Source organism: Streptomyces sp. NPDC031100 (genome assembly GCF_055570785.1).
On sequence record NZ_JBVIGN010000001.1, the window covers coordinates 638,411 to 663,168 of the forward strand.

Genomic DNA, 24,758 nt, shown 5'->3' on the forward strand with positions numbered 1-24,758 from the left:
TCACCCAACGAGACCGTGCCCATCCCAAAGGCGCTTCTGTGGCTACCTCGATGGCTACGTAAGGCGACGCTCCCGCCCGGCACGGTCCGGACGGGGGCTTCGTCGTTCTCATGGTTCAGACAGTCTGCTCGATGCGCTCGAAGATGTCCGAGTCTGTCTCCCGCTGCCAGGCCGGGAGGTCGGCCCAGTCGGCGACGTATCCGGGCTTCGGCTCCTCGAAGTGCTTGAACATCTGGGCGGTCCAGCAGATCGCGACGAAGCGGCCCTTCTGCTCGCGGGTGAGCCGTGTGGCGTGCCCTTCGCTGACCTTGATGAAGTCCCGAACCTGTCCGCACACGGCGGCGGCAGCCTCACGCTCCCACTCGGGCGTCTCGTCCCACGGCGTGACATAGCTGGGCTTCGGCTCACCGGGGTAGTGCTTGGTCACACCGGCGATCCACGCCTCGCGGAAGATCCGACCGTCACTCATGCACGTGTTCCTCTCGCCATGCGGTACGCGAAAGCGCCGCGATTCGGTGATCCAGACTCGAGACTCGGCCATCGGACATGAGTGAGGCAAGACGCCCTCGAAGTACGTCCAGCTTCTTGCCGATGAATCCCGAGTTCGACCGGTCGGCCAGGCCGAGCACTGCCTCCGCGTACTGCACGACCTGATCGACGTCGCCCCGGTGGGCACCGAGGACGGCAAGGTCGCTGAGTACTGCGGCTCGGCGGCGCAGGGACAGTGGTTGAGCGAGGGCTGCGGTGAGGGCATCTTCCGCGAAGTCGGGACGGCCGAGCTGGAGGTAGCAGGCCCCTCGTTCCTCTGGTAGGCGGGAACCGTCGAAGCGAAGCCAGCCGCCGTTGTGGGAGTGGCCGTCGAGGGAGTGCACCTTCTCGGCTTCGTCGAGGGCCCGGGCGCAGCCATCGATGTCCCCCATGGCCGCGCACACCTGGGCCTGGACAGCGGCGACCCAGTGGCGGGTGGACAGTGCGCTGTTGCCCCGCCGGGCGATCCGGGAGGCCACCGCGAGCAGGGGCTGGGCAGCGGGCGCGCGGCGCGCGTACAGCTCGACGTAGGCGTGGCGAGTCATGGCACAGGCCCAGAGGTCGTGGTCACCACCAGCATGGGCGGCGTTAGCAGCCAGCGTGTAGCACTGGGCGGCGTCGGTGTACCGGTTGGCGTCGAAGAAAAGTTCGCCGACAAGCTGGTAGAGGTCGGCCGTCATCGAGCACAGCCGGGCCCGGTCCGCTGTGGTACGCGCCTCGACCAGGCCCTTCGCCAGGACATGGAGCTGCTTGCGGACCGCCGGGAAGACCGTCGACTTGGAGTCCGAGAGGGTGAAGACCTGCCACAGGCTGCGATGCAGCTCCTCCCCTGTCTCCAGGAGCGCCGCCACTGTGTGTCCTCGGGGGGCCTCGTCCGAACCGGGCAGGGTGACCAGCGCGCCCGTGACGGCGAGCAAGCCCAGGACATCGCGGCGCTTCATATCGTCATCATCACCGTGGAGGAGGGGTGGGGTGCCAGAAAGCACGGCGGTTTCGGCCGGCTGTTCGTCGAAGAGAAGCCCTTCCAGCTCGGAGAGGGTGACTCCCAACAGTCTGGCAATCTTGGGCCGTTGGTGCGGCTGTGGGGTGACACGGCCAGTTTCCCAACGAACCACGGTGGACGGGGCCACCGTAAGCGCTTCTGCGAATTCCTCCTGAGAGTAACCCTTTGCCACCCGCCGCTCGGCAAAGCACCTACGCCTTATAGCCATTGGTCTCCCCTCACGAAGAGCACCTTCCTCACTCGCACCACCCGATGCCCGAAAAACGCCTGGGCAACGCGCGGGGTCCGCTCTGGGAGACGGTAACGGATCGTCGTTCACTGGTCACACGCTGCTCGGAGTTTGAAGGGCTCTCCGGGCGGCTCCCCCGAGGCAGCGGGCCGCGCCCCGTCCCGTCCAGGCTGCGGCCAGCTGCTGCCCCATCAGAGAGGAGCGACCGCGTGACAACCTTCGAACTGCCCCGCAGGAACCCTGGTGCCAGCCGCCGTACGTACACGCCGCCGAAGCCCCAACCGGGTTCACCGAGCCGGGCTCTGCGGGTATGGGCGGCCAGCGGCTGGGAGAAGTTCATGCGCCGTGTCGAGGCCCGGCAGGAGACGGAGACGTGAACCCGGTCGGGCTCGACGGCTACGAGCAGCACCCGCTCCTGAACACGAACGTGCGCGACATCGCCTCACGCGGGGAGGGTTTGCTCGTCGCTGTCACGCACGAGCTCCACAGCCACGGCACTGTCCGGGTCGCGCACATCCGGCCCGCGTCCGGGGTCGAGTGGACGACCGCGGCCGACAACATCCAGGCTGCTCACTTCTGAAGCGGTGCCCGCAGATCGCCGTCCGCATCCTGCCGACGCGGGCGGTATCCCGCACCATGCCCCTTCAACCCAAGGAGTCTCATGACCACCTCTGTCGTACTCCCCACCCTCACCCGGCCGTGGGGTGCGGGCCGACTCGCGCCCTACCCGACGACCATCCGCCGGCCCCACGCCACGGTCACCATCGACCCCACGACGCAGCTCGGGGTGTTCCGTGACCACACCGGTCAGGTGGTCGAGATGGGCAAGCACGGCACCAGCTCCGGCACCGAGACCTCCACGACGACGAACTCGGACTCCCGGAACGACCAGGGTCACGACCAGGACAGCAGCCAGGACTGATGACCGTGACCGAGAAGAGGCCGGTTCTGGTGGCCACAGAGGCGGACGACATCACCGCCGACATGGTGATCAGCGAACTCAACCGGCGCGATGTGCCGGTGGTCCGGTTCAACCCCGCCGACGTCGGCGGGGACCTCACGGTCTCGGCTCGGTTCGGCACCTGCCCGGCCCCTGTGGTCGGGCAAGTGCGCACCCCGTCGAGAACCGCCGACCTGACCCGCGTCCGATCGGTTTACTGGCGCCGCCCGGACTGGCCGTCATTCGCCAACCTGTCCCCGGACGACTCCCGTTTCGCGGCGGCGCAGGTCCGCTACGGGCTTGGGGGCACGCTCTACGCCTTGGACGGCCCGCTCTGGGTCAACCACCCGTTACGCATCGCAGCGGCCGACTACAAACCCGTCCAACTCGCTCTCGCCCAGCAGCTCGGCTTCACCATCCCGCCCACCCTCGTCACCAACAACCCGACCGAGGCACGCGAGTTCATCCGCAGGCAAGGAGGCGCGATCTTCAAGACGCTGCGGTGGACCCCTTATACGCGTGACGGCGTACCGGTGACCGGATGGGCTGCCCCCGTCACCCCCGACGAGATCGACGACAGCGTTCGCGTCACGCCCCACCTGTTCCAGGCCCGCGTGGACAAGGCCGCCGATCTCCGCGTCCTGATCGTAGGGCGGCACACGTTCTCCGTGCGCATCGACTCCGAACTGCTGGACTGGCGCAAGGACTACAGCGCTCTGACATACACCGTGGAGCACCTTCCCGACCGGGTGGACAAGGCACTGCACGCCTACCTGGACCGGCTGGAGCTGGTATCAGGGAGCTTCGACCTCGCGGTGGACCGGGCGGGGGACTACTGGTGGCTGGAGCTGAATCCCAATGGGCAGTGGGGGTGGCTGGAGACCGAGACCGGCCTCCCGATGTCCGCCGCCTTCGCCGACCTACTCATGCAAGGAGACCGCCGATGACCGACCCGGTACCCGAGCGGCGCCGCATGGCGGCCGTGCTCGCGAACAAGGGCATCCTGAAGTCCCCCTGGCTGCGCGGGGCCGTCGAGACGGTCCCCCGCGAGCAGTTCCTCCATCCCGGAGTCTTCCTCGGCAAGGGTCGAACCTGGCGGCCCGTCACCGCTGTCGGTACGGACCCGGACGAGTGGCTGAAGATCGCGTATAGCGTCGACACCCTCACCACCCAGCTTGACGGCCACCTCACTGCCGACCAGACCGGCGAACCCGTCGCGGGCGTGCCCACGTCGTCCTCGACCGACCCGACCACCGTCGTCAGCATGATCGAGGCCCTCGACCTCACGACGGAACACCGCGTCCTGGAGATCGGCACGGGCACCGGATACTCCACGGCCCTGATGTGCCACTACCTCGGCGAGGACAACGTCACCACGATCGAGCTCGACCCGCAGGTGGCGACACGCGCCGATGCCGCCCTGGAAACCGTCGGCTTTTCGACGTGGACGGTGACGGGCGACGGGCTCCTCGGCCATCCACACCGGGCGCCGTACGACCGGGTCATCGCCACTTGCGCGGTCCGACGCATCCCGTATACGTGGATCAGGCAGACGAAGCCAGATGGCATCGTCCTCGGCACGGTCGGCTCCTGGCCTTGGGGTACCGGCCTCGCGAAGGTCACCGTCGGCGAGGACGGTACCGCCGAGGGCGCGATCATAGGGCGCTCCTCCTTCATGCAGGCACGAGCCCAGGCGGTGACTCCCGTGGCGGGCGACCTCTCCGCCCGGACCGCCTACGCAGACAGCGAGCGGACCGTGCTGGTGTCCCCTCTCGCCTTGGAAGAGTGGATGCCCGCCTTCCTCGCGCAGCTCGCGGCGCCCGGTGCGCAGTTCGTCCGCGCCACCCGCAGCGACGGCTCTCCCTTGCGGTACCTGTTCGATCCGGAGCGGGAATCGTTCGCCGAGTTCATCGCCGACGGCGAGAGCTGGACCGTCCGGCAGGGCGGCCCCGTGGCTCTGTGGGACGACATCGAACGCTCCCTTGTCGCCTGGCAGGACGCCGGAACGCCGGACATCGAGGCCATTCGACTCCGCGTGACGACCAACTCCCACCTGTACTGGATCGACCGAAGTCCCTCGCTGCGCTGGGAACACCGGCTCGCCTGAGCCGCTTCCCTCCTGGGAATGGACGATGAGTCGCTGTCCCAGTGGGCCGAGCGCCGTGACGCGAGGATCGGACAGCCCGCGCCATACCTCTCGTGAGCGGCGACGGCCCGCGTGGGTCGCACCTGAACCCTGACGCGCTCCGGGCAATCCAGCGGTGGAACTGCCACCTGTGGGAGCCCCACGGCTTCGCGGCGAATCTCGCGGAGGCGAGGCGTGTTCTGTTCCCCGCCACCGAGGTCGCCCCTTCCTCGGAGCCAGCGCCGAAGCTCGGCCCTGGGACCGGCAAACACCGGAAGCCCCGGGCGCCGCGATAATCCCGGCAACGAGGTTCATCCGCACCCCAGAAAGATCCCCTGGCCAGGAGAAACACATGACCAGGGGTCTTTCCCACCTCACCGACGGCCGACCCGAGCCAAACTGAAACTCGCTTCCGCCCAGTGGCAGAAGAACGCCACAATGACGCCCGTGGGCGACGACATATCTCAGGACCCTTGGGCACAGAGGGTCTACCTGACCTTGCTGGCACGCGATGCCCGCTATGCGCTGGCAGCACTGGAAGCCCTGGTCGATCTCGCCCGAAGTGCTCTGGTACCGCCGGCCGCTTGGATCTGCTTCGAGGACCTCCTCGGCTTCACCGGCAAGGTTTCCAGGATGGTGTGGCCCGTTGAGAAGAAGGGCAAGGGGCAGACCGACGAAGGCTTGCGGTGGCGGAAGGCCAGGGGCGCCTATCTGCGAGATGCACTCGCCGTGCAGGACGAGTCTCCTTTGGCGGCTCGGGCGGTTCGAAACGGTAGCGAGCACTTTGATGAACGGCTGGACGAATGGATTGTCCACCTTCCCCGCCCAACGCTTGAGGATCTACAGGATGGCGCCATAACGGAGTTCCCTGCGCCTCCCATGCGTCTTGTCGATGTGCAGGCGGAGACGATTGCGGTGGACGGCGCCACGCTGGACCTGAAGCTCATGGCTGAGGAGCTTCACCGCATTCTGGCCAGAATCGAGGCGCTTGAGCCTTCTGTCGCCGCGTTGCCGAATTCCGAGCTGGCGGCAACATTGGCCAGCCTTCCGCCTGTCCCAGTCATCCCGTTCGACGCTTCCGGCCCAAATGCCTGGCGGTATCGAAGCGTGGCTGGACGAGCAGAAGCGGACCGATTCGCCACCGCCGGATCGCCACCCAGACCCGGAGAGACACAGGCGTAGCTGCAAAGAGTGAGCACGCCGCTCACTCCGCCAGGAGGCGCCCCGGCCAGACAAGCACCTGCCGGGGCTCACCGGCTCGCCGTCGCCGCGAGGCATGGCTACTTTCGTGGCTACGTTAGTAGCCACGCGGTCCCGTTCGAACCGGTGTGAACCGGGGTCCAGCGAGACCTGCCTATACACGGAGAAGGACCTCTGACCGGTGTTTCTACTGGTCAGAAGCCCTGAGAGGCAGACGAGTCGGGCTATACGCCGGGTTCTGTTCCGAGGGGTCCTCGCGGACCCCCCGGCGACGGCCATCCATCTAGGGCCGGTGTTGCCACCGGCCTCGTGCGGTCTACCCGCGGACTCGGGCGGGCAGCCCTCGGACGTCCGCGCAGAGCGCGCCTTGCGGCGGCTCCTTTTGACCTTGCTCCGGGTGGGGTTTACCTAGCTGCCCAGGTCACCCTGGGCACTGGTGGTCTCTTACACCGCCGTTTCACCCTTACCCAGCGCCTGAGCGCTGGGCGGTTTGTTTTCTGTGGCACTGTCCCGCGGGTCACCCCGGGTGGCCGTTAGCCACCACCCTGCCCTGTGGAGCCCGGACGTTCCTCGGGAAGCCCCCCTAAGGGGACTCCACGCGGCCGTCCGCCCGGCTCGTCTGCCGTGTCGACCATGGTACCGGGCGGGAGCCGCGGCGCGGACCGGTGGCGGCCGTCGCCAGCACCGAGCCCGTCAGGATCAGGGCGAAGGCGGCCAGTACGGAGAGGGTCAGCGGTTCGTTCAGGAAGAGGGCGCCTGCGGCCACCGCCACCGCCGGGTTGACGTACGTGATCACCGTCGCCCGGGTCGGGCCCGCCTCCTTGATCAGTTCCAGGAACGCCACGAAGGCCAGTGCCGTGCAGAGCACACCCAAGCCCGCCAGGGCCGCCAGGGCCGGCAAGGAGGGGACGGAGGACGGGTGGGTGAGGGCCGCCGCGGGTGCGTAGGCCAGCGCGGCCAGGGTCAGGCAGGCCGACGTCAGGTGCAGGGACGGGACGTCCTTGAGGCGGCGCGCGGCCACCAGGGGCGCCGTGGCGTAGCCCAGGACAGTGAGGAGGACCTCGGCCAGGGAGCGGGTGTCGCCGCCGGTGAGGTGCGGGAGCGCCAGGACGGTGACCCCCGCCAAGCCCAGGGCCAGGCCGGCCGTGCGGCGTGCTCCCAGGTATTCGGTCGAACCGAAGAAGCGGGCCAGTAGCACGCCGACGATCGGGACGCCCGCGATCAGCAGGCCCGCCGTCGAGCTGGACAGGTGCCGTTCCGCGTCGGTCAGCGCCACCCAGGGGACCATGATTTCCAGACCTGCGAAGGCCAGCATGGGGCGCCAGTGGGTGCGTATCGTCCCGAGAAAGCCGCCTTGTCGCCACGCGAACGGGAGCAGGAGGGCCGCGCCGAGTGCGCAGCGCGTGAAGACCAGCATCGGCGGGGACACCTCGGCCACCGCCACCTTGATCAGCAGATAAGGGATGCCCCAGATCACTCCCAGGAGGGAGAAGAGGAACCAGCCACGTGCAGTCATAGGGGCGAGTTTCGGCCACCTCCCCCTTAGTCGTCTTGAACGCTGTTGCGGTACGCCGCCGGCGTCACGCCCAGCACCCGGCGGAACCAGCGGGTCAGGTGCGCCTGGTCGGCGAAGCCCACCAGGCCCGCCACCTCGGCCGGGCGCAGGCCGGTCTCCAGCAGCACCCGCGCCCGGCTCACCCGGTACTGGGCGAGCCAGGCGTACGGGGGTATGCCCATCGTCGTACGGAAGGCCCGCAGGAGCTGGTAGCGGGACAGGCCGAGGTCGGCGGCGAGCAGGGCCAGCGAGGGCGGGGTCGTGAGCTCGTCGGCCAGGCGGTCGCGGACCGTCAGGGCGATCGTGGCCGCGCCGGGGATCCGGTCGGAGACCGGTCGCGCCGTGGAGTGGCGGCACGCCAGGGCCGTCAGCAGCCAGGGCAGGCGGGACTCGGCCTCCAGGGGGTCCGGGCACGCGCTGAGGTCCGTGTGGGCGAGGCGGAGGGCCGTGGCCAGTTCGGGATCGTGCAGGAGCGGTTCGCGGAAGTGCGGGAGGCCGCCGAGGGTGCCGTCGGCCAGCAGGGACGGCTCGGCGTACAGGGCGCGGTAGGCGTAGCCGTCGGTGGGGTTTCCGGGACCGCCGGTGTGCATCTCGCCGGGGTCGAGGACGACGATCGTGCCGGGGCCGGTGCGGATGTGCCCGCCCCGGTAGTCGATCACCTCGGTGCCGCCGATGCAGACGCCGATCGTGTACTCGTCGTGGGCGTGGGGGGCGTAGGTGTGGCGGCGGAAGCTCGCCGTCAGGAGGTCGAGCGGCGGGCCGCACCGGCCCAGTCGTGCCCTGGTCCACAGCGCCTGTTCCGCCATGCCGCATCACCCCTTCCGCTACGGGTGCAACGTCTTTCGACCCCGCTTCCATGCCGCGTCCAGGTCGGCGTCTGCGGGGAACCGGCCGTGGATCTCCAGGATGACCAGGCCGTGCGCGAAGGCCCAGGTGGCGATGGCGAGATCCATGTCACCGGCGCGGGCCCGCGGCAGGGGCAGGGCGGTCCGGTCCGCCAAGCCGGCGGGGAATGCGGAAACGGACGCAAGAGCGAGCTGTACCACGACGCAGGCGGCCATGAGTGGAAGATCGTCGTCGACCGGGCCGTCGGCAACGCACAGGACACCGGCGCCGACCGCCTCTTCGACGGCGCCCTGGCGACCTTCAGCACGGCCGGAACCGGGTAGCACGGATACCGTGTGCCCTTGGTGCAACGGACAGCGGTGACGCTGGGTGCATTGCGGTGCGGGTGTTCGGCCGCCGCCGCGAGGTGCGCGTGGTCCGCCTGCGCTCCGAGGACCCCGACGGCCTCGTAGGGGCCCTCACGCGGGCGCGAACAGGACCTTCTGCGTCCCCGGATCCGCTCGGGTGAGCCGGACCCGGAGCCGTTCCCCGAGCGGCAGGTGCTCGCCCTCGATCCGGCCGATCACGGCCGGCGACTCCAACTGCACGGTGCCTACGGCCGGTTCGCGCTCCGAGAGGTCGACCACGCAGCCGTCGAAGACCTCACCGACCCGGTCCTTGAGGAGGGCGGCCTCGACGATGTCGAGGCACTCCCGCTCGACCGTGGCCGCGCGGCGCGTGCCCTCGGTCATCTGCTGCGGCAGGGCGTCGAGCGCGGCGAGGACCCAGGCGGGCGGGCTCTGGCCGGCGGCGGCCGCGAGGCAGAGTTCGGCGGCGTAGCGGTCGGCGAGCCGGCGCAGCGGGGCGGTGCAGTGGGCGTAGGGGGCGGCGACGGCGGCATGCGTGGTGATCGCGGGCAGGTCGGCGTCCCGGAAGACCGTGTAGCCCGCGCCGCGCAGCAGGGTCGTGCACTCCTGGAGGAAGGCCGCGTGACGGGGGTCGTGCGGGTCGAGGGTGCGGATCAGCGCCGCGTACGACACGTGGTGCGGCCAGTCGATGTGCAGGGCGACCGCGGTGCGGCGCAGGCGGGCAACGGCGCCGTCGGGCGCGGCCGGGAGGGTGCGCAGGATTCCGGTGCCGGCGGCCAGCATCAGGTCGGCCGCGGCCATGCCGGTGAGCAGGGAGATCTGGGCGTTCCAGCCGTCGGCGGGCAGCGGGGCGCGGAAAGCGAGTTCGTACGAGTGGTTCCTCTGCACGATCTCCTGCTCGGGCACGGTGAGGGAGATGCCCCCGCGCTCGACCTCCAGCCGCTCCCTCGCCTCGCCGATCTCCTTGAGCAGCGCGACGGGTTCTTCGGCCGTTCCGGCGTCGATCGCCCTCTGCACGCCCGCATAGTCGAGTTTGGCCCGGCTGCGGACCAGGGCGCGGCGCACGTCGACGGCGAGGGTACGGCCCTCGGCGTCCAGGTCCGCCGTCCACAGCACGGCCGGCCGGGCCTGGTCCGGGAGCAGGCTCGCGGCGCCCTCGCTGAGCACGGTGGGGTGCAGCGGGACCTTCTCGTCCGGGAAGTAGAGGGTGTTCACCCGCCGGTGCGTCTCCGCGTCCAGGTCGCCGCCGGGTGCGACGAAGGCGGCGACGTCGGCGATGGCGTACCGGACCCGGTATCCGGTGCCCTGCCGGGACAGGTGGATCGCCTGGTCGAGGTCGGTGGCGGTGGGCGGGTCGACGGTGAAGAAGGGGAGGTCCGTGGCGTCGTACGACGGCAGGGCGGGTGCCTTCGCCGAGCGCTCGGCCTCCTGCTGGACCTCGGGCGGGAAGGCCTCCGGGATGCCGAGTTCGGCGCGGAGCGCGGCGAGGGCGGCCCGGAGGGGGGCCTCGGGGGCGCCGGTCACGCGGATCTTGCGGCGGGGCATGTGTCGAGCGTAGGTCGAAGGTGCTGGGGCAGCACCCCGTACCCTGGCGCAGAACCGGAGAGAAGGAGTACCCGTGCTTGTCCTGCTGCCGCCCTCGGAAGGCAAGGCGTCCTCGGGCCGTGGCGCCCCGCTGAAGCTGGAGTCCCTGTCGCTGCCGGGGCTGACCGGCGCGCGGGAGGCCGTGCTCGGGGAGCTGGTCGAGCTGTGTGCCGGGGACCCCGAGCAGAACGAGAAGGCGCGTGAGGTGCTCGGGCTGAGCGAGGGGCTGCGCGGCGAGGTCGCGAAGAACGCCGGACTGCGCACGGCCGGGGCCCGTCCCGCCGGGGAGATCTACACCGGTGTCCTGTACGACGCCCTGGGCCTGGCCTCGCTGGACGCGGCCGCGAAGAAGCGGGCGGCGCGCTCGCTGCTGGTCTTCTCGGGGCTGTGGGGAGCAGTGCGGGTGACGGACCGGATTCCCTCCTACCGCTGTTCGATGGGCGTGAAGCTGCCGGGGCTCGGGGCGCTGGGCGCCCACTGGCGGACGCCGATGGCGTCGGTGCTGCCCGAGGCCGCCGGGGACGGGCTGGTCCTGGATCTTCGGTCCGCCGCGTACGCGGCCGCGTGGAAGCCGAAGGGCGAGGTGGCCGAGCGGACCGCAACCGTGCGGGTGCTGCACGCGCCGACGCGGAAGGTCGTCAGCCACTTCAACAAGGCGACGAAGGGGCGGATCGTACGGAGCCTGCTGGCGGAGGGGGCCGCGCCGAAGGGCCCCGCCGAGCTGGTGGAGGCGCTGCGGGATCTCGGGTACGTCGTGGAGGCGGAGGCGCCGGGGAAGGCCGGGAAGCCGTGGTCGCTGGATGTGCTGGTGGAGGAGATCCACTAGCCCCCTGAAAGGCGTTGCAGCATATGCAACGCCTTTTGCGTAACCTGCAGCGCATCGGCAGGATGAGCGGCATGCCCTCGTCTGTGCTGGACCTCGCGCCCGTCCTGCCCGTCGTCGTCATCGAGGACGCCGCCTACGCCGTATCGCTCGCCCGTGCGTTGGTGGCCGGCGGGCTGCCCGCGATCGAGGTGACGTTGCGGACGCCGGCCGCACTCGACGCGATCCGCGCGATCGCCGACCAGGTGCCGGACGCGGTGGTCGGGGCGGGCACGGTCCTCACGCCGGAGCAGGTGAGCGCGTGCGTGGCGGCCGGGGCGGGGTTCCTGGTCAGTCCGGGGTGGACGGACGCGCTGCTGACGGCGCTGCGGGCGTCCGGGGTGCCGTTCCTGCCGGGGGTGTCGACCACCTCGGAGGTCGTGACCCTGCTGGAGCGCGGGGTGCGGGAGATGAAGTTCTTCCCGGCTCAGTCCGCCGGTGGCACGGCCTATCTGAAGTCCCTGGCCGGGCCGCTGCCGCAGGCCCGCTTCTGCCCGACCGGCGGAATCGGACCGGCGACCGCGCCGGAGTATCTCGCGCTGCCCAACGTCGGCTGTGTGGGCGGGAGTTGGATGGTCCCGGCGGACGCGGTGGCCGCCGGGGACTGGGCCCGGATCGAGGACCTGGCGCGGGCCGCCGCCGGGCTCAGGGACGAAGGTGGGACGTGTCGTTGAAGAGCCGCACGCTCGCGTTGCCGTCCGCGTAGTACGCGACCGCCGACAGGGAGGCGGCGGAGAGTTCCATGCGGAACAGCGACTCGGGCGGGGCGCCGAGGGCGAGCCGGACGAGGGTCTTGATCGGGGTGACGTGGGTGACCAGCAGGACCGTGCGGCCCGCGTAGGCCGCGACCAGCTTCTCCCGGGTCGCCTCCATGCGGGTGGCGGTCTCCGCGAAGCTCTCGCCGCCGCCGGTGGGGTGGGCCTCCGGGTCGGCGAGCCAGGCGTTCAGGTCGTCCGGGTGACGTTCGCGGACCTCGGCGAAGGTGAGGCCCTCCCAGGCGCCGAAGTCCGTCTCCCGCAGGCCCTCCTCGACCGCCACGTCCAGACCGAGGCGGGCGGCGACGATGCCGGCGGTCTCGCGGGTGCGGGCGAGCGGGGAGGCGACGATCGCCTGGATCGTGCCCCGCTTGGCGAGTGCCTCTGCCACTCGCCGGGCCTGCTCCCGCCCTGCGTCCGAGAGGGAGGGGTTGGTGCCGCCGCTGCCGGAGAAGCGCTTCTGGGGGGTGAGGGGGGTTTCACCGTGACGCAGGAGGACGAACGTGGCGGGGGCGCCCATATCGGGGGCGGCGCTCCACCCCGGCGTCGCGCGGTGCTCCTCGTCGGGGGTGGCAGGGCGCTGCTCGCCGGGAGGTGCCGCCATCTGTGGGACGGGCGCCGCCCCGGCGGCACGACTGCCCGCGGCCACGGCGGATACAGCAGCATCCGCGGCCGGGGTTTCCAGGGCGGCCCGGGACTCCGACAGGGACCACTGGCCCCCCTTGGCTCCCGCGTCCATCGCCTCGTTGGCCAGGCGGTCGGCGTGTTTGTTCTGTTCGCGGGGGATCCACTCGTAGGTGATCCGGTCCGCAGGGAAGACCTGGTTGGCCTCCGCCGCCAAGGGCTTCATGGAGGGGTGCTTGATCTTCCAGCGGCCCGACATCTGTTCGATCACGAGCTTGGAGTCCATGCGGACGTGGATCCGGGCCGAGGGGTCGAGGGCGTGCGCGGTGCGCAGTCCGGCGAGCAGGCCGCGGTACTCGGCCACGTTGTTCGTGGCGAAGCCGATGTACTCCGCGGCCTCCGCGAGGGTCTCGCCCGTCGCCGCGTCGATCACCACGGTCCCGTAGCCCGCGGGCCCCGGGTTGCCCCGCGACCCGCCGTCGGCCTCGACGATGAACTCCCTCACCCCTGAAGCCCCTTACAGACCGGACTCGGCCGTGCGCACCAGGATGCGGCGGCAGTTCTCGCAGCGGACCACCGTGTCCGGCGCCGCCGCGCGGATCTCGTTCAGCTCGGTGATGGCCAGCTCCTGACGGCAGCCCTGGCAGGTGCGGGCGTACAGCTTGGCCGCGCCGATGCCGCCCTGCTGCTCGCGCAGCTTGTCGTACAGCTTGAGCAGGTCCGCGGGGACGGAGCCGGCGATGACCTCGCGCTCCTTGGTCACCGTGGCGGCCTCGCCGTCGATCTCCTCGAAGGCCGAGTCCCGGCGGGCGACGGCGTCGTCGATCTTCGACTGCACGGAGGCGACCCGCTCGGTCAGCTCGCCGACCCGCTCCTGCGCGGCCTCGCGGCGCTCCATGACCTCGAGGACGACGTCCTCCAGGTCGCCCTGGCGCTTGGCGAGGGAGGCGATCTCGTGCTGGAGGTTGGACAGGTCCTTCGGCGAGGTGACGGCGCCGGAGTCCAGGCGCTGCTGGTCGCGGGCGGCGCGCTGGCGCACCTGGTCCACGTCCTGCTCGGCCTTGGTCTGCTCGCGGGCGGTGTCGCTCTCCTCGGTCTGCGCGGCCACCAGCAGGTCGCGCAGCTGCGTGAGGTCCTTGGTCAGCGACTGGATCTCGGCATGCTCGGGCAGCGACCTCCGCTTGTGCGCCAGCTGCTGCAGGCGGACGTCGAGGGCCTGGACGTCGAGGAGTCGGATCTGGTCGGCGGGCGCGGCGTTCAGTTGGGGGCTCCCATTTAGCTAGTGGTGACGGAGGACGCCGCGTGGGCGGTCCAGGGGTCGGTGACCGTCTTGGACACGTGGACGCGCAGGTCCCAGCCGTGGCGGTCGGAGATCTCGTCGAGCTGGGCTGCGGCCAGCTCGCACCAGGGCCACTCGGTGGCCCAGTGCGCCGCGTCGAGCAGCGCGAGGGGACTGTGGGACACCGCCTCGGAGGCCGGGTGGTGGCGCAGGTCGGAGGTGAGGAAGGCGTCGACGCCGGCCGCGCGGACCTGGTCGAAGAGGCTGTCGCCGGAGCCGCCGCTGACGGCGACCGTGCGGACGACGGCCTCGGGGTCGCCGGCCACCCGGATGCCCTGCGCGGTGGCGGGCAGCCGCTCGGCGGCCCGGGCGGCCAGCTCGCGCACGGTCAGCGGGTGGTCGAGTTCGCACACGCGGCCGAGGCCCCGGCGGCCCTCGGGGTCGGTCGGGTCCGGCACGAGGGGTCGTACGACCCGCAGGTCCAGCGCGCCGGCGAGCGCGTCGGAGACGCCCGGGTCGGCCGTGTCGGCGTTGGTGTGGGCGACGTGCAGCGCGATGTCGTTCTTGATGAGCGTGTGCACGACGCGGCCCTTGAAGTGCGTGGCCGCGACCGTCGTCGTACCGCGCAGATAGAGCGGGTGGTGGGTGACCAGCAGGTCGGCGCCGAGCTTCACCGCCTCGTCGACGATGTCCTGGACGGGGTCGACGGCGAACAGGACCCGGGTGATCTCCTGGTCGGGATCGCCCACGACCGTGCCGACCGCGTCCCAGGACTCGGCCCGCTCGGCGGGCCACAGGGTCTCCAGCGCGGCGATGACTTCAGACAGACGGGGCACGGGAAAAGGCTACCTGCCTGTTCTGCGGGGTTGTACCGCATCCGCTTCCCCGGTCCCGCTGAGCACACGGCCCTCCGTTCCCTCAGGTGAATCGCTTCTGCGCCACCCGTATGTGTGAAGCACGGTTCGGCCGGTCCCACGCCTGTGCGTGCGAAAACTAGCTTCGTCGCCGGAGGTGACCGAACGATGACGGCCTGTGCGATCGAACCCCCCTCCACCGGCGAGGACGGCGGTGTGCCGGGGACGGGGTGCGCCATCACGACGGACGGCGCGTACGCCGCCCGGCTGGCGCTGGACGGTGACTCCTGGTTCCCCGAGCGCTGGAGGCTGGACGGCCCGGAGCCGTACGCCGTGCCCCTGCCGGGGAACCAGCCGGAGGAGCCGGGCACCGGGGTGCAGCCGATGGGAGACGGGCGGGTGCTGATCCACCGACTGGTGGAGCTGCGGCACACCTTCTCGCTGCTGTACCCGACCGGCCCCGGCACCGGCGAGCTGCCGCTGGGCGCCGTGGAGTGCCCGGAACCCGGCACCCGGCTCACGCTGCTGCCGCCCGCGCCGGGCGGTGTGCACGCCTACGCCCTGGCCGTCGGTGCGCGCTCCACGGCGGTGTGGCGGGTGGCGGGCGCCGTCGGGCCCGAGCGGCTGGCCGAGGTGCCGGGGCGCTGCTCGGGCGGGGCCTGGCTGGACCACGACGGGCGGATGCTGGCGCTGGACCGGGAACTCGGCGGGCGCACCAAGACGGTCGTGGTCGACCTGGCGCGCGGCGGCGAGATCTCGCCGCTGCTGCAGATCGCGGACGGCAGCGACGACCGTTTGCTGCTCGCCGACCCGGACAGCGGGCTGCTGTTGATCTCCTCGGACGCGCCCTCCCCGGGGCAGGAACGATTGGGCTGGGGGGTCATGGGCAGCACGCTGCCGGTGCGCTTCCCGGAGTGCCTGCGGGTGACGGACTGCACGGTGACGCCGTTCGCGATCCAGCCGGGGCAGGTGCTGATGCCGGAGAACTGCGCGGTGGCGCTGCGCATCGACGGGCCCTTCGGCAGCTGGGTCGGCCTCTGGCGGCCGGCCGAGCGGAAGGTGTGTCATCTGCCCGCGCCCGAGGGGTGGTTGACCGGGTCCGGGCTGTGGACACGGGACGGGGTGCTGCGGCTGCCGTACGCCACGGGGGAGGTCCCGTGCGGCGTGGCGGAGCTGACGGCGCCCTGGGGGGAGACGGGGGGACCGGGGGAGGCGGGTCTGGAGGATCCGGTCCGGGACGGCACGCCTGGCGGGGCGCCCGAGGCACCCCGCCAGGCGACGGAACCGGATCCTCCGGAGCCTGTGACGGTCCGTCCGGTGCCCTTGCAGCAAGCACCGCTGGGAGGTCTTGTAACGAAGTAGCACCGGTCGGCGTGTGCGCCTGGATTCGGCCCGTGGTGCGCCGGTTACACTCGCCCGGCTGTACGAAAGATCATATTGACGGGGTGAATTCTTCCGATGAGCGACACCAGCACGATGGAGCAGCTGTCTGCCGACTCTCACGAGACGGTCGGCCACGGCCGGCACCGGGGCCCGATCGCGGTCCAGGACACTGAGACGACTCCGCACGGCCGGCACCGCAAGCCGGTCCAGGAGACGGCCGAGGCTGCTGCCTGACGGTACAGGGGAGAGGGGCCTTCCGTCACCGGACCACCGGACGGGAAGCCCCTCTTCTCGTGTTCAGCCGCGCTTGAATCCTGTTCAGCCGCGCTTGAGGCCCAGCACCTCCGCCGCCGCGAACGTCTCCCCCGGCGGCCGGTCCGCGTAGTGCGGGGTGAGCAGCGCGTCGAGTTCGTCGTATGTGAACGTCTCCTGCTTGCTGTCGAACTTCGCCTGCACCCGAGGCCGTTCGACGATCGCGACCATGCCGCCGTGGACCACGAGCAGCTGCCCGTTGACCCCGGCGGCGGCGGGCGAGGCCAGATAGCCGACGAGCGGGGCGACATGCTCGGGGGACAGCGGGTCCAGACCCTCGTCCGGTTCCTGGAAGCCCGCGAAGACGTCCTGTGTCATCCGGGTACGGGCGCGCGGGCAGATCGCATTGGCCGTGACGCCGTACTTGGCGAGGGCGAGCGCGGTGGAGGTGGTCAGGCCGACGATTCCGCCCTTCGCCGCCGCATAGTTGGGCTGTCCTGCGGAGCCGGCCAGGAACGCCTCCGAGGAGGTGTTCACGATCCTCCCGTACACCGGTCCCCCGGCCGCCTTGGACCGCTCCCGCCAGTGCACGGCGGCGAAGTGGGTGGTGTTGAAGTGTCCCTTGAGGTGGACGTGGATCACCGAGTCCCACTCGTCCTCGGTCATGGAGAAGACCATGCGGTCGCGCAGGATCCCCGCGTTGTTGACGAGGATGTCCAGCCGGCCGAACTCGGAGACGGCCAGGCCGACGAGTTCGCGCGCCTGCGGGAAGTCGGCGACGTCCCCGGTGTGCGCGACCGCCCGGCCGCCCTGCTCGCGGATCTCGGCGGCGACCTCCTCGGCGGGGCCCGCGGAGGCCTCGCCGGAGCCGTCGCGGCCGGGCTGTCCGTAGTCGTTGACGACGACGGCCGCGCCGAGCCGGGCGAGTTCGAGGGCCTCGGCCCGGCCGAGACCGCGGCCCGCGCCGGTGACGACGGCGGACAGGCCTTCAAGTGGCAGTGACATCTACGGAGTCCGTCCTCAGATCTCGATGCACGTACGCAGGGCCGTCCCGGTACGCATCTGGTCCAGTGCCTCGTTGATCTCCGCCAGCGGCACCCGGTGGGTGATCAGGCCGGCCAGATCGACGCGGCCCGCCCGCCACAGGGCGATGGTGCGCTCGTAGGAGTGCAGGACGTCGCCGCCGCCGTACATGGACGGCAGGATCCGCTTCTCGTCGAAGAACAGCTCGAACATGTTGAGCTGGAGGAAGTCGTCCATGGCGCCCGCGCCGACCACGACGAGGGTGCCGCCGCGCCGGGTGTTCTCGTACGCGGTGCGGGCGGTGGCGGACCGGCCGACGACCTCGAAGACGTAGTCGAAGCCCTCGCCGCCGGTGACCTGCTGCTTGGCGTCGGCCAGTTCCTCCGGCGACACGGCCTTCGTGGCGCCGAACCTGAGCGCGGACTCGCGGCGGGAGGCGACCGGGTCGACGGCGACGATCTCGGCGGCACCCTTCAGCCGCGCCCCCTGTACAGCGGCGATGCCGACGCCTCCGCAGCCGATGACGGCGACCGACGAACCGGCCTGTACGTCGGCGGTGTTGAGGGCGGCACCGAGTCCGGTGGTCACCCCGCAGCCGATGAGGGCGGCGATGTCGTAGGGCACGTCGTCCGGGATGGGTACGGCGCAGCCCGCGTCCACGACGACCTCCTCGGCGAAGGTGCCGGTGCCCGCGAAGCCGAAGACGTCACCGCCGGGGCGCTTGAAGTTGGGGATTCCCGCGTTCACGAACCCGGCCAGGCACAGCTGGGTCTGGCCGCGCCTGCAGGCGGGACAGGCGCCGCAGGCGGGCAGCCAGCACAGGACGACGCGGTCGCCGGGCTTCACGTTCGTGACGTTCTCGCCGACTTCGAGGATCTCGCCCGCGCCCTCGTGGCCGGGCACGAACGGGGCCGGCTGCGGCAGCACCCCGTTCATCGCGGACAGGTCCGAGTGGCACAGCCCGGTGGCGCGCACCCGGACCCTCACCTTGCCGGGGCCAAAGCCCACCGCCTCGATGTCGTCGAGGACCTCCAGCTTTTCCTGGCCGATCTCGTGCAGTACGGCTGCGCGCATGGTGCGGCTCCCCTCGGAGTGCTGACTCAGGAGTGCTGAACGATGGTGTCGGCGAGGACCGGCGCGTCGTCACGCTCGACGGCGCTCACGGCGGCCCTGACCTCGCCGTCGCGCCGCCACATCCGGATGCGCAGGGTCTCCCCCGGGTACACCACGCCGGCGAACCGGGTGGTGTAGGAGCGGACGCGGGTCACATCGCCGCCGAGGAGTGTGTCCACGACCGCCTTGAGCGTGATGCCGTAGGTGCACAGGCCATGCAGGATGGGCCGGTCGAACCCGGCGAGCTTGGCGAACTCGGGGTCGGCGTGCAGCGGGTTGTAGTCGCCGGAGAGGCGGTAGAGCAGGGCCTGGTCGGGGCGGATCGGCCGCTCGACGGTGCGATCGGGTGCGCCCGTGGGTGGTTCCAGGCGGGCGGAGGGGCCGCGGCCGCCACCCCAGCCGCCCTCGCCGCGCAGGAAGATCTGGGAGTCGCTGGTCCACAACGGGCCCTCGCCGTCGCCGACTTCGGTGCGCAGGACGAGGACGGCGGCCTTGCCCTTGTCATGGACGGCGGCGACACGGCCGGTCGCGGTCGCGGTGCCCTCGGCCGGCAGGGGCCGGTGGATGTGCAGGGTCTGGCCGCCGTGCAGGACCTTGGCGAGGTCGACCTCGATGCCGGGCAGGGACAGGCCGCTGATCACCGCGGGCGCGCCGGAGCCGGCGACGGTGGCGAAGCTCGGCAGGACGTGCAGCCGGGACTCCAGGGTGTAGCGCAGCTCGTCGGGGTGGGTGGCGGGGCTGTCCTGGTCCGGGTTGGCGCCGGCGCCGATGCCGAGGTGGTAGAGCTGGACGTCCTTGGCGGTCCAGGTGATCCCACCGGTCCGGGGCTCGGCGGCGAGGGCCTTGGCTGCGTCGATGGGCATGGGGCTCCTGACGGGTCTCAAGACCTCGGTGCGGACGTCCGCACCGTCGGCCGCACCGAGGTCGTCCACGGGCGGATCTAGAACGCGTTCCAGTCCGGCGCCCCCTGTATAGCCCAGCGCTCCGCAGTTGTGAAGGCTCCTGACGCCGCGTCAAGTGCCGTGGCAGTGACATTTGTACTGCCCGAGTGCGGACATCCGCATCTGCCGGGGACCGGCTCGGATCCCTACCGTCGTAGGCATGACACGCACATGGCGGCCGGCGTTCGGTTCGTACGCTGTGCTTTCGTACCGCCGCCGGGCGGGGACCAGCTGATCGGGGGACACGGAGATGTCGTGGTGGGCGCAGGCACAAGGCCGCATCGAGACCGCGCGGGCGGCGCGGGCGCGATGGCAGACGGACATGGAGCGCTTCAAGACCGAACGGAGGGCCGCGCGGAAGAACGGGGGTGTTGCGGCCGTCGACCACCCCGGCCCGCCGCCCACCGGCTTCGCCCTGCTGCCCTGGCTGCTGATGGGCCTCGGGTCCTTCTCCAACCTGCTCCAGGGCGAGACCCCGAACCCGTTGATCGGCGGCCTGGGCCTGCTCACCTTCAACTCGCTGTACATCTACGTCACCTTCCGCGCCTTCGACCGCGAGAAGCGCGAGTCGGTCTCCACCCGGGTGGCGCTGGGGCTCATGGGCCTGCTGACCACCGGCCTGGCCCTCGGGTACGGCGGCAACTGGCTGATGTTCTTCCCGCTGCTGGGCCTCGCGACCGGCGCCACCCTGCGCGGCCCCTGGCTGGGCCGTATCGGTGTGCTGCTCTCGGTGTACGCGGGTGTCGTCTCGGGCGTCCGCGACGGCTGGGGCGACGCGTCGAACATCGGTTACGCCACCTTCCTGTCGAGCATGGTGACCGCCGCGATCCTCAGCCTGTCCGAGGCGGTGCGGGAGCTGCGTGCCGCCCGGGAGGAGCTGGCCCGGCGGGCGGTGGAGAAGGAGAGGCTGCGCTTCTCCCGCGATCTGCACGACCTGCTCGGCCACACCCTGTCGGTGATCGTGGTGAAGTCGGAGGCGGCCCGGCGGCTCGCCCCGCGCGACCTGGACGCCGCGCTCACACAGATCGGTGACATCGAGTCGGTGGGCCGGCAGGCGCTCACCGAGATCCGCGAGGCGGTGACCGGCTACCGCGAGGGCAGCCTGGCCACCGAGCTGACCCGGGCCCGCTCGGCGCTGTCCGCGACGAGCATCGAGCCGGTGGTGCGCCAGTCCGGGACGCCGCTGGCCCCGCAGACCGAGGCGCTGCTCGGCTGGGTGGTGCGCGAGGCGGTCACCAACGTCGTCCGGCACAGCGACGCCACCCGCTGCGAGATCACCATCGAGAGCTCCACCGAGCAGACCCGGCTCACCGTCATCGACAACGGGACCGGCAAGGCGGTCACCCGCCCGCGCGAGGGCATCGGCGGCACCGGTCTGAAGGGGCTGACCGAGCGCCTCGCGGCGGCGGGCGGCTCGCTCACGGCCGGCCCGTCGCCCCGCGGCGGTTTCACGGTCACCGCCGAACTCCCGGAGGAGCCGGCGGAACTGACCGCTTCGGGAGCGGCGACTACGGCGCCCAGGGCGAGCTGACCGCCCAGCTCACGTCGTCGCTCCACGAGGTGCTGCTGTCCCAGGCGTTGGAGCCGCCGTTGCTCGCTATGTAGACGGCGTGGTTGTAATGGCGCAGGTATCGCGTCGGGTAGTTGTACGAGGCGAACGAGGTGCCGGTGCCGCTCTTGCCGGTCTGCGGGCAGAAGGTGGCGTCGGCCCGGAACCGGCTGGTGCCGTCCATGGGCTGCCGGTAGAGCCGGAAGTTGTAGTGGCGCAGGAAGTCACCGGGATAGTTCCGCGACTCGAAGGAGACACAGGAGCCGTCGGCGAGTCCCCGGCGCACGATCCAGGTCGCGTCGTTCCTGTCGAGGGAGGAACTGCTCGACGTCACCGAGGAGATGACGGCCGCATTGTTCTGGTGGCGGAGGTATTCGGTGGTGCAGCAGGCGGTCGTCGCGCGCAGCGAGATCTCCGAGCCGGCGCCCAGCGTGCCGGTGCTGCCGGTGGGGCCGCCGTAGCCGACGGAGACGATGTCGGCCTGGACGGCGTCGTCGGCCGCGTCCGTCGGGATACCGGAGGTCATCACGCCCTCGAAGAAGGAGCCGATGGAGCCGTTGCTGTTGTCACCGCCGGTGCCGAGCACGATCGCACCCTCCTGGTGCATCGGCGAGTAGCCACTGGTGGTCGGCTCGCCCCCGGAATAGGTCGTCGTCAGCCCGCCGGATTGCGCATTTCCGTATTTCAGCGCGAAATGGTTCTGCCCGTTGTTCTTCAGCAGCGCGGTCACGAACGGCATCGGTCCGGTTCCGGTGTTGGAGGTGTTCTTGCTGTACCCGGCGTCGGACTGGAACAGGCCGTTCTCCAGGTCGGCCTGCACCCACGGCCCCTGCCCGTAGCAGGGCGAGAACCAGCACTCGGTGCCGAAGTTGATGGCGTCCATGTGGCCGTTGCCGGTATCCAGGTTGTTGGTCTCGGCGTTGCCGTAGTCGAAGCAGCAGCGGCCGTTGACATGGGTGCCGGAGGTCACCATGTACATCCCCTCGGCCTGCCCGTTCACGGCCACGCCCGAGGTGGAGTTGTCCCGGTAGCCCATGCCGGCGGAGATCTCCAGGCCGTAGACCTGATGGCCGCCGACGGTCACCGGCAGCGCGTCCGCGGGCGCCCCGACATCGGCCGCTCCGGCCCCGCCCGCGCCCTCGATCGTGAGGTCGTTGTGGCGCGGGGACTGGTCGTAGATCTCGGTGATGATGCAGGTCGTGCCGGAGCAGAAGGAGTCCTGGGCGGCCGCGTTGGCGTACCCGCCGGTCGTCAACAGCCGGATGTTCGCGGTGGCGCCGTCGGAGGCCCGCTGCACCTGGTACAGCGGGCCGTTGTACGACGCGTAGAGCGCCCGGGCGAGACTGTGCGCGGCGACGCAGGGCGTGCCCGCGGCGGCGTAGACGTCACAGGGCAGCGAACTCGCGGCGGCGGCCTGCGGGGCGCCGACGACGAGCGCGGCGACGGTCGCGAGGGCCGCGAGCACGGACAGGGCGGCGCTTCTGAGCCGCCGTGGACAGGAGCGCAGGAGGGGTGGGAGCACGATGTACCTCTTCGGTTCCTCGTAGGGCGGTGCGGGGCGGTCGGCCGAGCGGTCGATATACCGAACGTCGTTCGATCGAAATGCCGAACCTATGCGACGTCGAAATACCGAACAATTACCGGAAATGCAGAGGCGATTGTTTGCGCGTCACCGGAAGCCGTCAACCCCCGCGGACGCGAACAATGACGAGTCTTTAATGGACACAGCTCTTGGCTACGCTTGGGTCGTGAAGAACATCCGGGTCCTGCTCGCCGAGGACCAGGGCATGATGCGCGGCGCCCTGGCCCTGCTGCTCGGCATGGAGGACGACATCGAGGTGGTCGCCCAGGTCTCGGCCGGCGACGCGATCGTGGACGCCGCGCAGCTGCACCGGCCGGACGTGGCCCTGCTGGACATCGAACTCCCGGGCATGAGCGGCCTGGACGCGGCGGCCGAGCTGCGCGAGCAGGCCCCCGACTGCCGGGTGCTGATCCTGACCACCTTCGGCCGGCCCGGCTATCTGCGCCGGGCCATGGAGGCCGGGGCGGCCGGCTTCCTCGTCAAGGACGGGCCGGTGGAGGAGCTGGCCCAGGCGATCCGGCGCGTGCTCACCGGGGAGACCGTGGTCGATCCGGCGCTGGCCGCGGCCGCCCTCAGCGCCGGGCCGAACCCGCTGACGGCCCGGGAGTGCGAGGTGCTGAAGGCGTCGGCGGACGGGGCGACGGTCGCGGACGTCGCCGCCAGGCTCCACCTGTCCGAGTCGACGGTCCGCAACTACCTGTCGTCCGCGATCGGCAAGACGGGGACCCGGAACCGGGCGGAGGCGGTGCGGGAGGCCCGGCAGCAGGGGTGGTTGTGACCTCCCGGCGGTGTTACTTCGTCACCTCCGCCGTCCCGTAAGACGTCCCCTCCGGTGCCGTGCACACGAACCAGTTGGCTCCCTGGAAGCCGTCGACCGAGCGAATCGCCAATCCCATGGTGGGGACGGACATGCCGTCGATCCGCTCGGCCACGGCCGTCGTGCCGTCCTTCCAGTGGCAGGTGACCTGCCGGGCGGTCTTGGCGACCATGCCGATCACCAGCCGGCCGGAGCTCTCGCCGCCGTAACCCAGACGGGTCGCCATGGACACCATGTCCTTGCCCGAGAACTTCTCGAACTTCTTGACCGTGTCGAACATCACCGGCTGCGGCCCCCCGTCGCCCCAGCCCCGGGTCGCGAAGTACGAGATCTTGCCGATCAGGTCGGCGGGCTTGCGTGCATCAGCCGGCTGCAGGCCCTGCCCGTGCATGGCCTCGAACTGCCGCTCCGCCTCGGCCTCGTTGCGCGGCGCTCCCCACACCTGGACGGTGACGTGCCAGTCCTTGCCCCGGTAGGTGCCCCGTCCCAGCTCGGTCCGCTGCGGCTCGTACACATGCCGGGCCTCCGCCGAGGCCGGCGGCTTCGCCACGTGCGCCTGCCGGTCCGCAGGTCCGCCGCCCGGCAGCCCCGTCACCGCCAGCGCTCCCGTCGACCCGGCCACCACCAGCGCCGTGACCGTCGCCACCGCCCAGCGCCGCGCTCTGCGCCGCCGGCCGCCGCGCATGACCGCCTGCACCGGGGCTATACCGATCTCGACCTCGTCCGCGGCGTCCGCGAGGAGGAAGGCGATGTCCGTCTGGCTCATGTCGTGGTTCCTGTTCTGGTCCGCGCTCATCACTTCCGCCCTCCCTGCGTCACCGTCTCCGCCAGTCCCGGTATGGCGCGCAGCTTCGCGATCCCCTTGGCCGTGTTGCTCTTGACCGTGCCGACCGAGCAGCCCATCGCCTCCGCCGCCTGGGTCTCCGTCAGGTCCTCCCAGTAGCGCAGCACCACCGCCTCCCGCTGCCGCACGGGCAGCTGGGCGAGCGCCTTGAGCAGAGCGCTGCGGTCGTCGGCCTGCGCGATGCGATCGCCCGTGTCGGGCACCTCGTGCACCAGGCCCGAGTCGTCCCTCGGCGCCAGGAACTCCTTCAGCCTTCTTCTGTGCTTGCGCGCATGCAGGTTGATCATCACGCGCCGTACGTACGCCTCCGGATCGTCGGCCGAGCCGACCCTGCGCCAGGCCACGAAGGCCCGCTCGAGCGTCGACTGGACCAGGTCCTCCGCGGCGTGCTGCTCCCCCGTGAGGAGAAATGCCGTACGCATCAGCCGCGGCCAGCGGCCGACCATGAAGCTCTGGAACTCCTCGTCCCGAGCCTGCTTCCGATCCCCCATGGGCACCTCCTAGATGTCAAAAGGAGTCCACG

At 70.9% G+C, this 24,758-nt stretch carries 27 protein-coding genes, 1 other RNA gene and 2 pseudogenes; 13 read left to right on the forward strand and 17 right to left on the reverse strand.

Features of this window, described 5'->3' with window-relative positions; all coding sequences use genetic code 11:
• Positions 1–115: 115 nt before the first annotated feature.
• From ACZ5DS_RS02935 to ACZ5DS_RS02945, 3 genes and pseudogenes are all read right to left on the reverse strand, one after another.
• Positions 116–469 (reverse strand): hypothetical protein, encoded by a 354-nt coding sequence (locus tag ACZ5DS_RS02935; RefSeq protein ID WP_468233286.1) that lies wholly within the window; start codon positions 467–469, stop codon positions 116–118.
• Complete coding sequence (locus tag ACZ5DS_RS02940; RefSeq protein WP_468233870.1) at positions 462–1,469, reverse strand: hypothetical protein; 1,008 nt, start codon at positions 1,467–1,469, stop codon at positions 462–464. The genes ACZ5DS_RS02935 and ACZ5DS_RS02940 overlap by 8 nt, the downstream gene beginning before the upstream one ends.
• 141 nt (positions 1,470–1,610) lie before the next feature.
• Positions 1,611–1,739: pseudogene (locus ACZ5DS_RS02945) on the reverse strand (helix-turn-helix transcriptional regulator); the annotation flags it as partial.
• Positions 1,740–1,969: 230 nt separating this feature from the next.
• Between ACZ5DS_RS02945 and ACZ5DS_RS02950 the strand changes: the two are divergent.
• The 7 genes from ACZ5DS_RS02950 (at position 1,970) to ACZ5DS_RS02980 (ending at position 6,007) form a co-directional block, all read left to right on the forward strand.
• On the forward strand, positions 1,970–2,137 hold the full coding sequence (locus ACZ5DS_RS02950; RefSeq protein WP_468233288.1) for a hypothetical protein: 168 nt from the start codon (positions 1,970–1,972) through the stop codon (positions 2,135–2,137).
• Positions 2,134–2,340, forward strand: a complete 207-nt coding sequence (locus ACZ5DS_RS02955; RefSeq protein ID WP_468233290.1) for a hypothetical protein — start codon at positions 2,134–2,136, stop codon at positions 2,338–2,340. Before ACZ5DS_RS02950 ends, ACZ5DS_RS02955 begins: the two co-directional genes overlap by 4 nt.
• A gap of 81 nt (positions 2,341–2,421) precedes the next feature.
• Positions 2,422–2,682: a putative ATP-grasp-modified RiPP gene (gene tgmA, locus ACZ5DS_RS02960; RefSeq protein ID WP_468233292.1), complete on the forward strand. Its 261-nt coding sequence runs from the start codon at positions 2,422–2,424 to the stop codon at positions 2,680–2,682.
• On the forward strand, positions 2,682–3,647 hold the full coding sequence (gene tgmB, locus ACZ5DS_RS02965; protein ID WP_468233294.1) for an ATP-grasp ribosomal peptide maturase: 966 nt from the start codon (positions 2,682–2,684) through the stop codon (positions 3,645–3,647). Before tgmA ends, tgmB begins: the two co-directional genes overlap by 1 nt.
• On the forward strand, positions 3,644–4,807 hold the full coding sequence (gene tgmC, locus ACZ5DS_RS02970) for an ATP-grasp peptide maturase system methyltransferase (RefSeq protein WP_468233296.1): 1,164 nt from the start codon (positions 3,644–3,646) through the stop codon (positions 4,805–4,807). Before tgmB ends, tgmC begins: the two co-directional genes overlap by 4 nt.
• 92 nt (positions 4,808–4,899) lie before the next feature.
• Positions 4,900–5,121 (forward strand): DUF6087 family protein, encoded by a 222-nt coding sequence (locus ACZ5DS_RS02975; RefSeq protein ID WP_468233298.1) that lies wholly within the window; start codon positions 4,900–4,902, stop codon positions 5,119–5,121.
• A gap of 151 nt (positions 5,122–5,272) precedes the next feature.
• On the forward strand, positions 5,273–6,007 hold the full coding sequence (locus ACZ5DS_RS02980; protein ID WP_468233300.1) for a hypothetical protein: 735 nt from the start codon (positions 5,273–5,275) through the stop codon (positions 6,005–6,007).
• Positions 6,008–6,236: 229 nt separating this feature from the next.
• On the opposite strand, the gene rnpB is transcribed toward ACZ5DS_RS02980, so the two are convergent.
• From rnpB to ACZ5DS_RS03005, 5 genes and pseudogenes are all read right to left on the reverse strand, one after another.
• An RNA gene (rnpB, locus tag ACZ5DS_RS02985) (RNase P RNA component class A) lies at positions 6,237–6,643 on the reverse strand.
• A gap of 118 nt (positions 6,644–6,761) precedes the next feature.
• A pseudogene (locus ACZ5DS_RS02990) lies at positions 6,762–7,541 on the reverse strand (DMT family transporter); the annotation flags it as partial.
• Positions 7,542–7,567: 26 nt separating this feature from the next.
• Positions 7,568–8,386 carry an AraC family transcriptional regulator gene (locus ACZ5DS_RS02995; RefSeq protein ID WP_468233302.1) on the reverse strand — a complete coding sequence of 273 codons (819 nt, stop codon included), beginning with the start codon at positions 8,384–8,386 and terminating at the stop codon, positions 7,568–7,570.
• Positions 8,387–8,404: 18 nt separating this feature from the next.
• Positions 8,405–8,641: a TetR-like C-terminal domain-containing protein gene (locus ACZ5DS_RS03000; protein WP_468233304.1), complete on the reverse strand. Its 237-nt coding sequence runs from the start codon at positions 8,639–8,641 to the stop codon at positions 8,405–8,407.
• 243 nt (positions 8,642–8,884) lie between these two features.
• Positions 8,885–10,318 (reverse strand): RNB domain-containing ribonuclease, encoded by a 1,434-nt coding sequence (locus ACZ5DS_RS03005; RefSeq protein WP_468233306.1) that lies wholly within the window; start codon positions 10,316–10,318, stop codon positions 8,885–8,887.
• Between the two features lie 73 nt (positions 10,319–10,391).
• Here ACZ5DS_RS03005 and yaaA point away from each other — a divergent pair, with 73 nt between their 5' ends.
• Entirely contained in the window at positions 10,392–11,183 is a 792-nt protein-coding gene (gene yaaA / locus ACZ5DS_RS03010; RefSeq protein ID WP_468233308.1) for a peroxide stress protein YaaA, read from the forward strand.
• 62 nt (positions 11,184–11,245) lie between these two features.
• Positions 11,246–11,893, forward strand: coding sequence for a bifunctional 4-hydroxy-2-oxoglutarate aldolase/2-dehydro-3-deoxy-phosphogluconate aldolase (locus ACZ5DS_RS03015; protein WP_468233871.1), 648 nt, complete (start codon positions 11,246–11,248; stop codon positions 11,891–11,893).
• Here the strand turns inward: ACZ5DS_RS03015 and ACZ5DS_RS03020 are convergent.
• The 3 genes from ACZ5DS_RS03020 to ACZ5DS_RS03030 are packed head-to-tail and all read right to left on the reverse strand — an operon-like array spanning position 11,865 to position 14,713.
• Positions 11,865–13,103 carry a bifunctional RNase H/acid phosphatase gene (locus tag ACZ5DS_RS03020; RefSeq protein ID WP_468233309.1) on the reverse strand — a complete coding sequence of 413 codons (1,239 nt, stop codon included), beginning with the start codon at positions 13,101–13,103 and terminating at the stop codon, positions 11,865–11,867. The genes ACZ5DS_RS03015 and ACZ5DS_RS03020 overlap by 29 nt on opposite strands.
• A 12-nt stretch (positions 13,104–13,115) precedes the next feature.
• On the reverse strand, positions 13,116–13,859 hold the full coding sequence (locus tag ACZ5DS_RS03025) for a zinc ribbon domain-containing protein (RefSeq protein WP_468233873.1): 744 nt from the start codon (positions 13,857–13,859) through the stop codon (positions 13,116–13,118).
• A 14-nt stretch (positions 13,860–13,873) separates the two neighbouring features.
• On the reverse strand, positions 13,874–14,713 hold the full coding sequence (locus ACZ5DS_RS03030; protein WP_468233311.1) for a Nif3-like dinuclear metal center hexameric protein: 840 nt from the start codon (positions 14,711–14,713) through the stop codon (positions 13,874–13,876).
• Between the two features lie 186 nt (positions 14,714–14,899).
• Here ACZ5DS_RS03030 and ACZ5DS_RS03035 point away from each other — a divergent pair, with 186 nt between their 5' ends.
• Entirely contained in the window at positions 14,900–16,093 is a 1,194-nt protein-coding gene (locus ACZ5DS_RS03035; RefSeq protein ID WP_468233313.1) for a hypothetical protein, read from the forward strand.
• Between the two features lie 96 nt (positions 16,094–16,189).
• On the forward strand, positions 16,190–16,348 hold the full coding sequence (locus ACZ5DS_RS03040; protein ID WP_468233315.1) for a hypothetical protein: 159 nt from the start codon (positions 16,190–16,192) through the stop codon (positions 16,346–16,348).
• An 84-nt stretch (positions 16,349–16,432) separates the two neighbouring features.
• On the opposite strand, the gene ACZ5DS_RS03045 is transcribed toward ACZ5DS_RS03040, so the two are convergent.
• The 3 genes from ACZ5DS_RS03045 to ACZ5DS_RS03055 are packed head-to-tail and all read right to left on the reverse strand — an operon-like array spanning position 16,433 to position 19,365.
• Positions 16,433–17,371, reverse strand: a complete 939-nt coding sequence (locus ACZ5DS_RS03045; RefSeq protein ID WP_468233317.1) for a 3-oxoacyl-ACP reductase — start codon at positions 17,369–17,371, stop codon at positions 16,433–16,435.
• Between the two features lie 15 nt (positions 17,372–17,386).
• Positions 17,387–18,463 carry a Zn-dependent alcohol dehydrogenase gene (locus ACZ5DS_RS03050; RefSeq protein ID WP_468233319.1) on the reverse strand — a complete coding sequence of 359 codons (1,077 nt, stop codon included), beginning with the start codon at positions 18,461–18,463 and terminating at the stop codon, positions 17,387–17,389.
• Between the two features lie 26 nt (positions 18,464–18,489).
• Complete coding sequence (locus ACZ5DS_RS03055; protein ID WP_468233321.1) at positions 18,490–19,365, reverse strand: MaoC/PaaZ C-terminal domain-containing protein; 876 nt, start codon at positions 19,363–19,365, stop codon at positions 18,490–18,492.
• 328 nt (positions 19,366–19,693) lie between these two features.
• On the opposite strand from ACZ5DS_RS03055, the gene ACZ5DS_RS03060 reads away from it, so the two are divergent.
• Positions 19,694–20,974 carry a sensor histidine kinase gene (locus ACZ5DS_RS03060; RefSeq protein ID WP_468233322.1) on the forward strand — a complete coding sequence of 427 codons (1,281 nt, stop codon included), beginning with the start codon at positions 19,694–19,696 and terminating at the stop codon, positions 20,972–20,974.
• On the opposite strand, the gene ACZ5DS_RS03065 is transcribed toward ACZ5DS_RS03060, so the two are convergent.
• Positions 20,952–22,517: an alpha-L-arabinofuranosidase B gene (locus ACZ5DS_RS03065; protein ID WP_468233876.1), complete on the reverse strand. Its 1,566-nt coding sequence runs from the start codon at positions 22,515–22,517 to the stop codon at positions 20,952–20,954. The genes ACZ5DS_RS03060 and ACZ5DS_RS03065 overlap by 23 nt on opposite strands.
• Positions 22,518–22,710: 193 nt before the next feature.
• Here ACZ5DS_RS03065 and ACZ5DS_RS03070 point away from each other — a divergent pair, with 193 nt between their 5' ends.
• A complete protein-coding gene (locus ACZ5DS_RS03070; RefSeq protein WP_468233324.1) occupies positions 22,711–23,352 on the forward strand; it encodes a response regulator in 642 nt (213 codons plus the stop codon).
• A 13-nt stretch (positions 23,353–23,365) separates the two neighbouring features.
• Here ACZ5DS_RS03070 and ACZ5DS_RS03075 read toward each other — a convergent pair whose 3' ends face one another.
• Both ACZ5DS_RS03075 and ACZ5DS_RS03080 read right to left on the reverse strand, forming a co-directional pair.
• Complete coding sequence (locus tag ACZ5DS_RS03075) at positions 23,366–24,157, reverse strand: hypothetical protein (RefSeq protein WP_468233326.1); 792 nt, start codon at positions 24,155–24,157, stop codon at positions 23,366–23,368.
• 29 nt (positions 24,158–24,186) lie between these two features.
• Positions 24,187–24,726: a SigE family RNA polymerase sigma factor gene (locus tag ACZ5DS_RS03080; RefSeq protein WP_468233328.1), complete on the reverse strand. Its 540-nt coding sequence runs from the start codon at positions 24,724–24,726 to the stop codon at positions 24,187–24,189.
• Positions 24,727–24,758 lie beyond the last annotated feature (32 nt).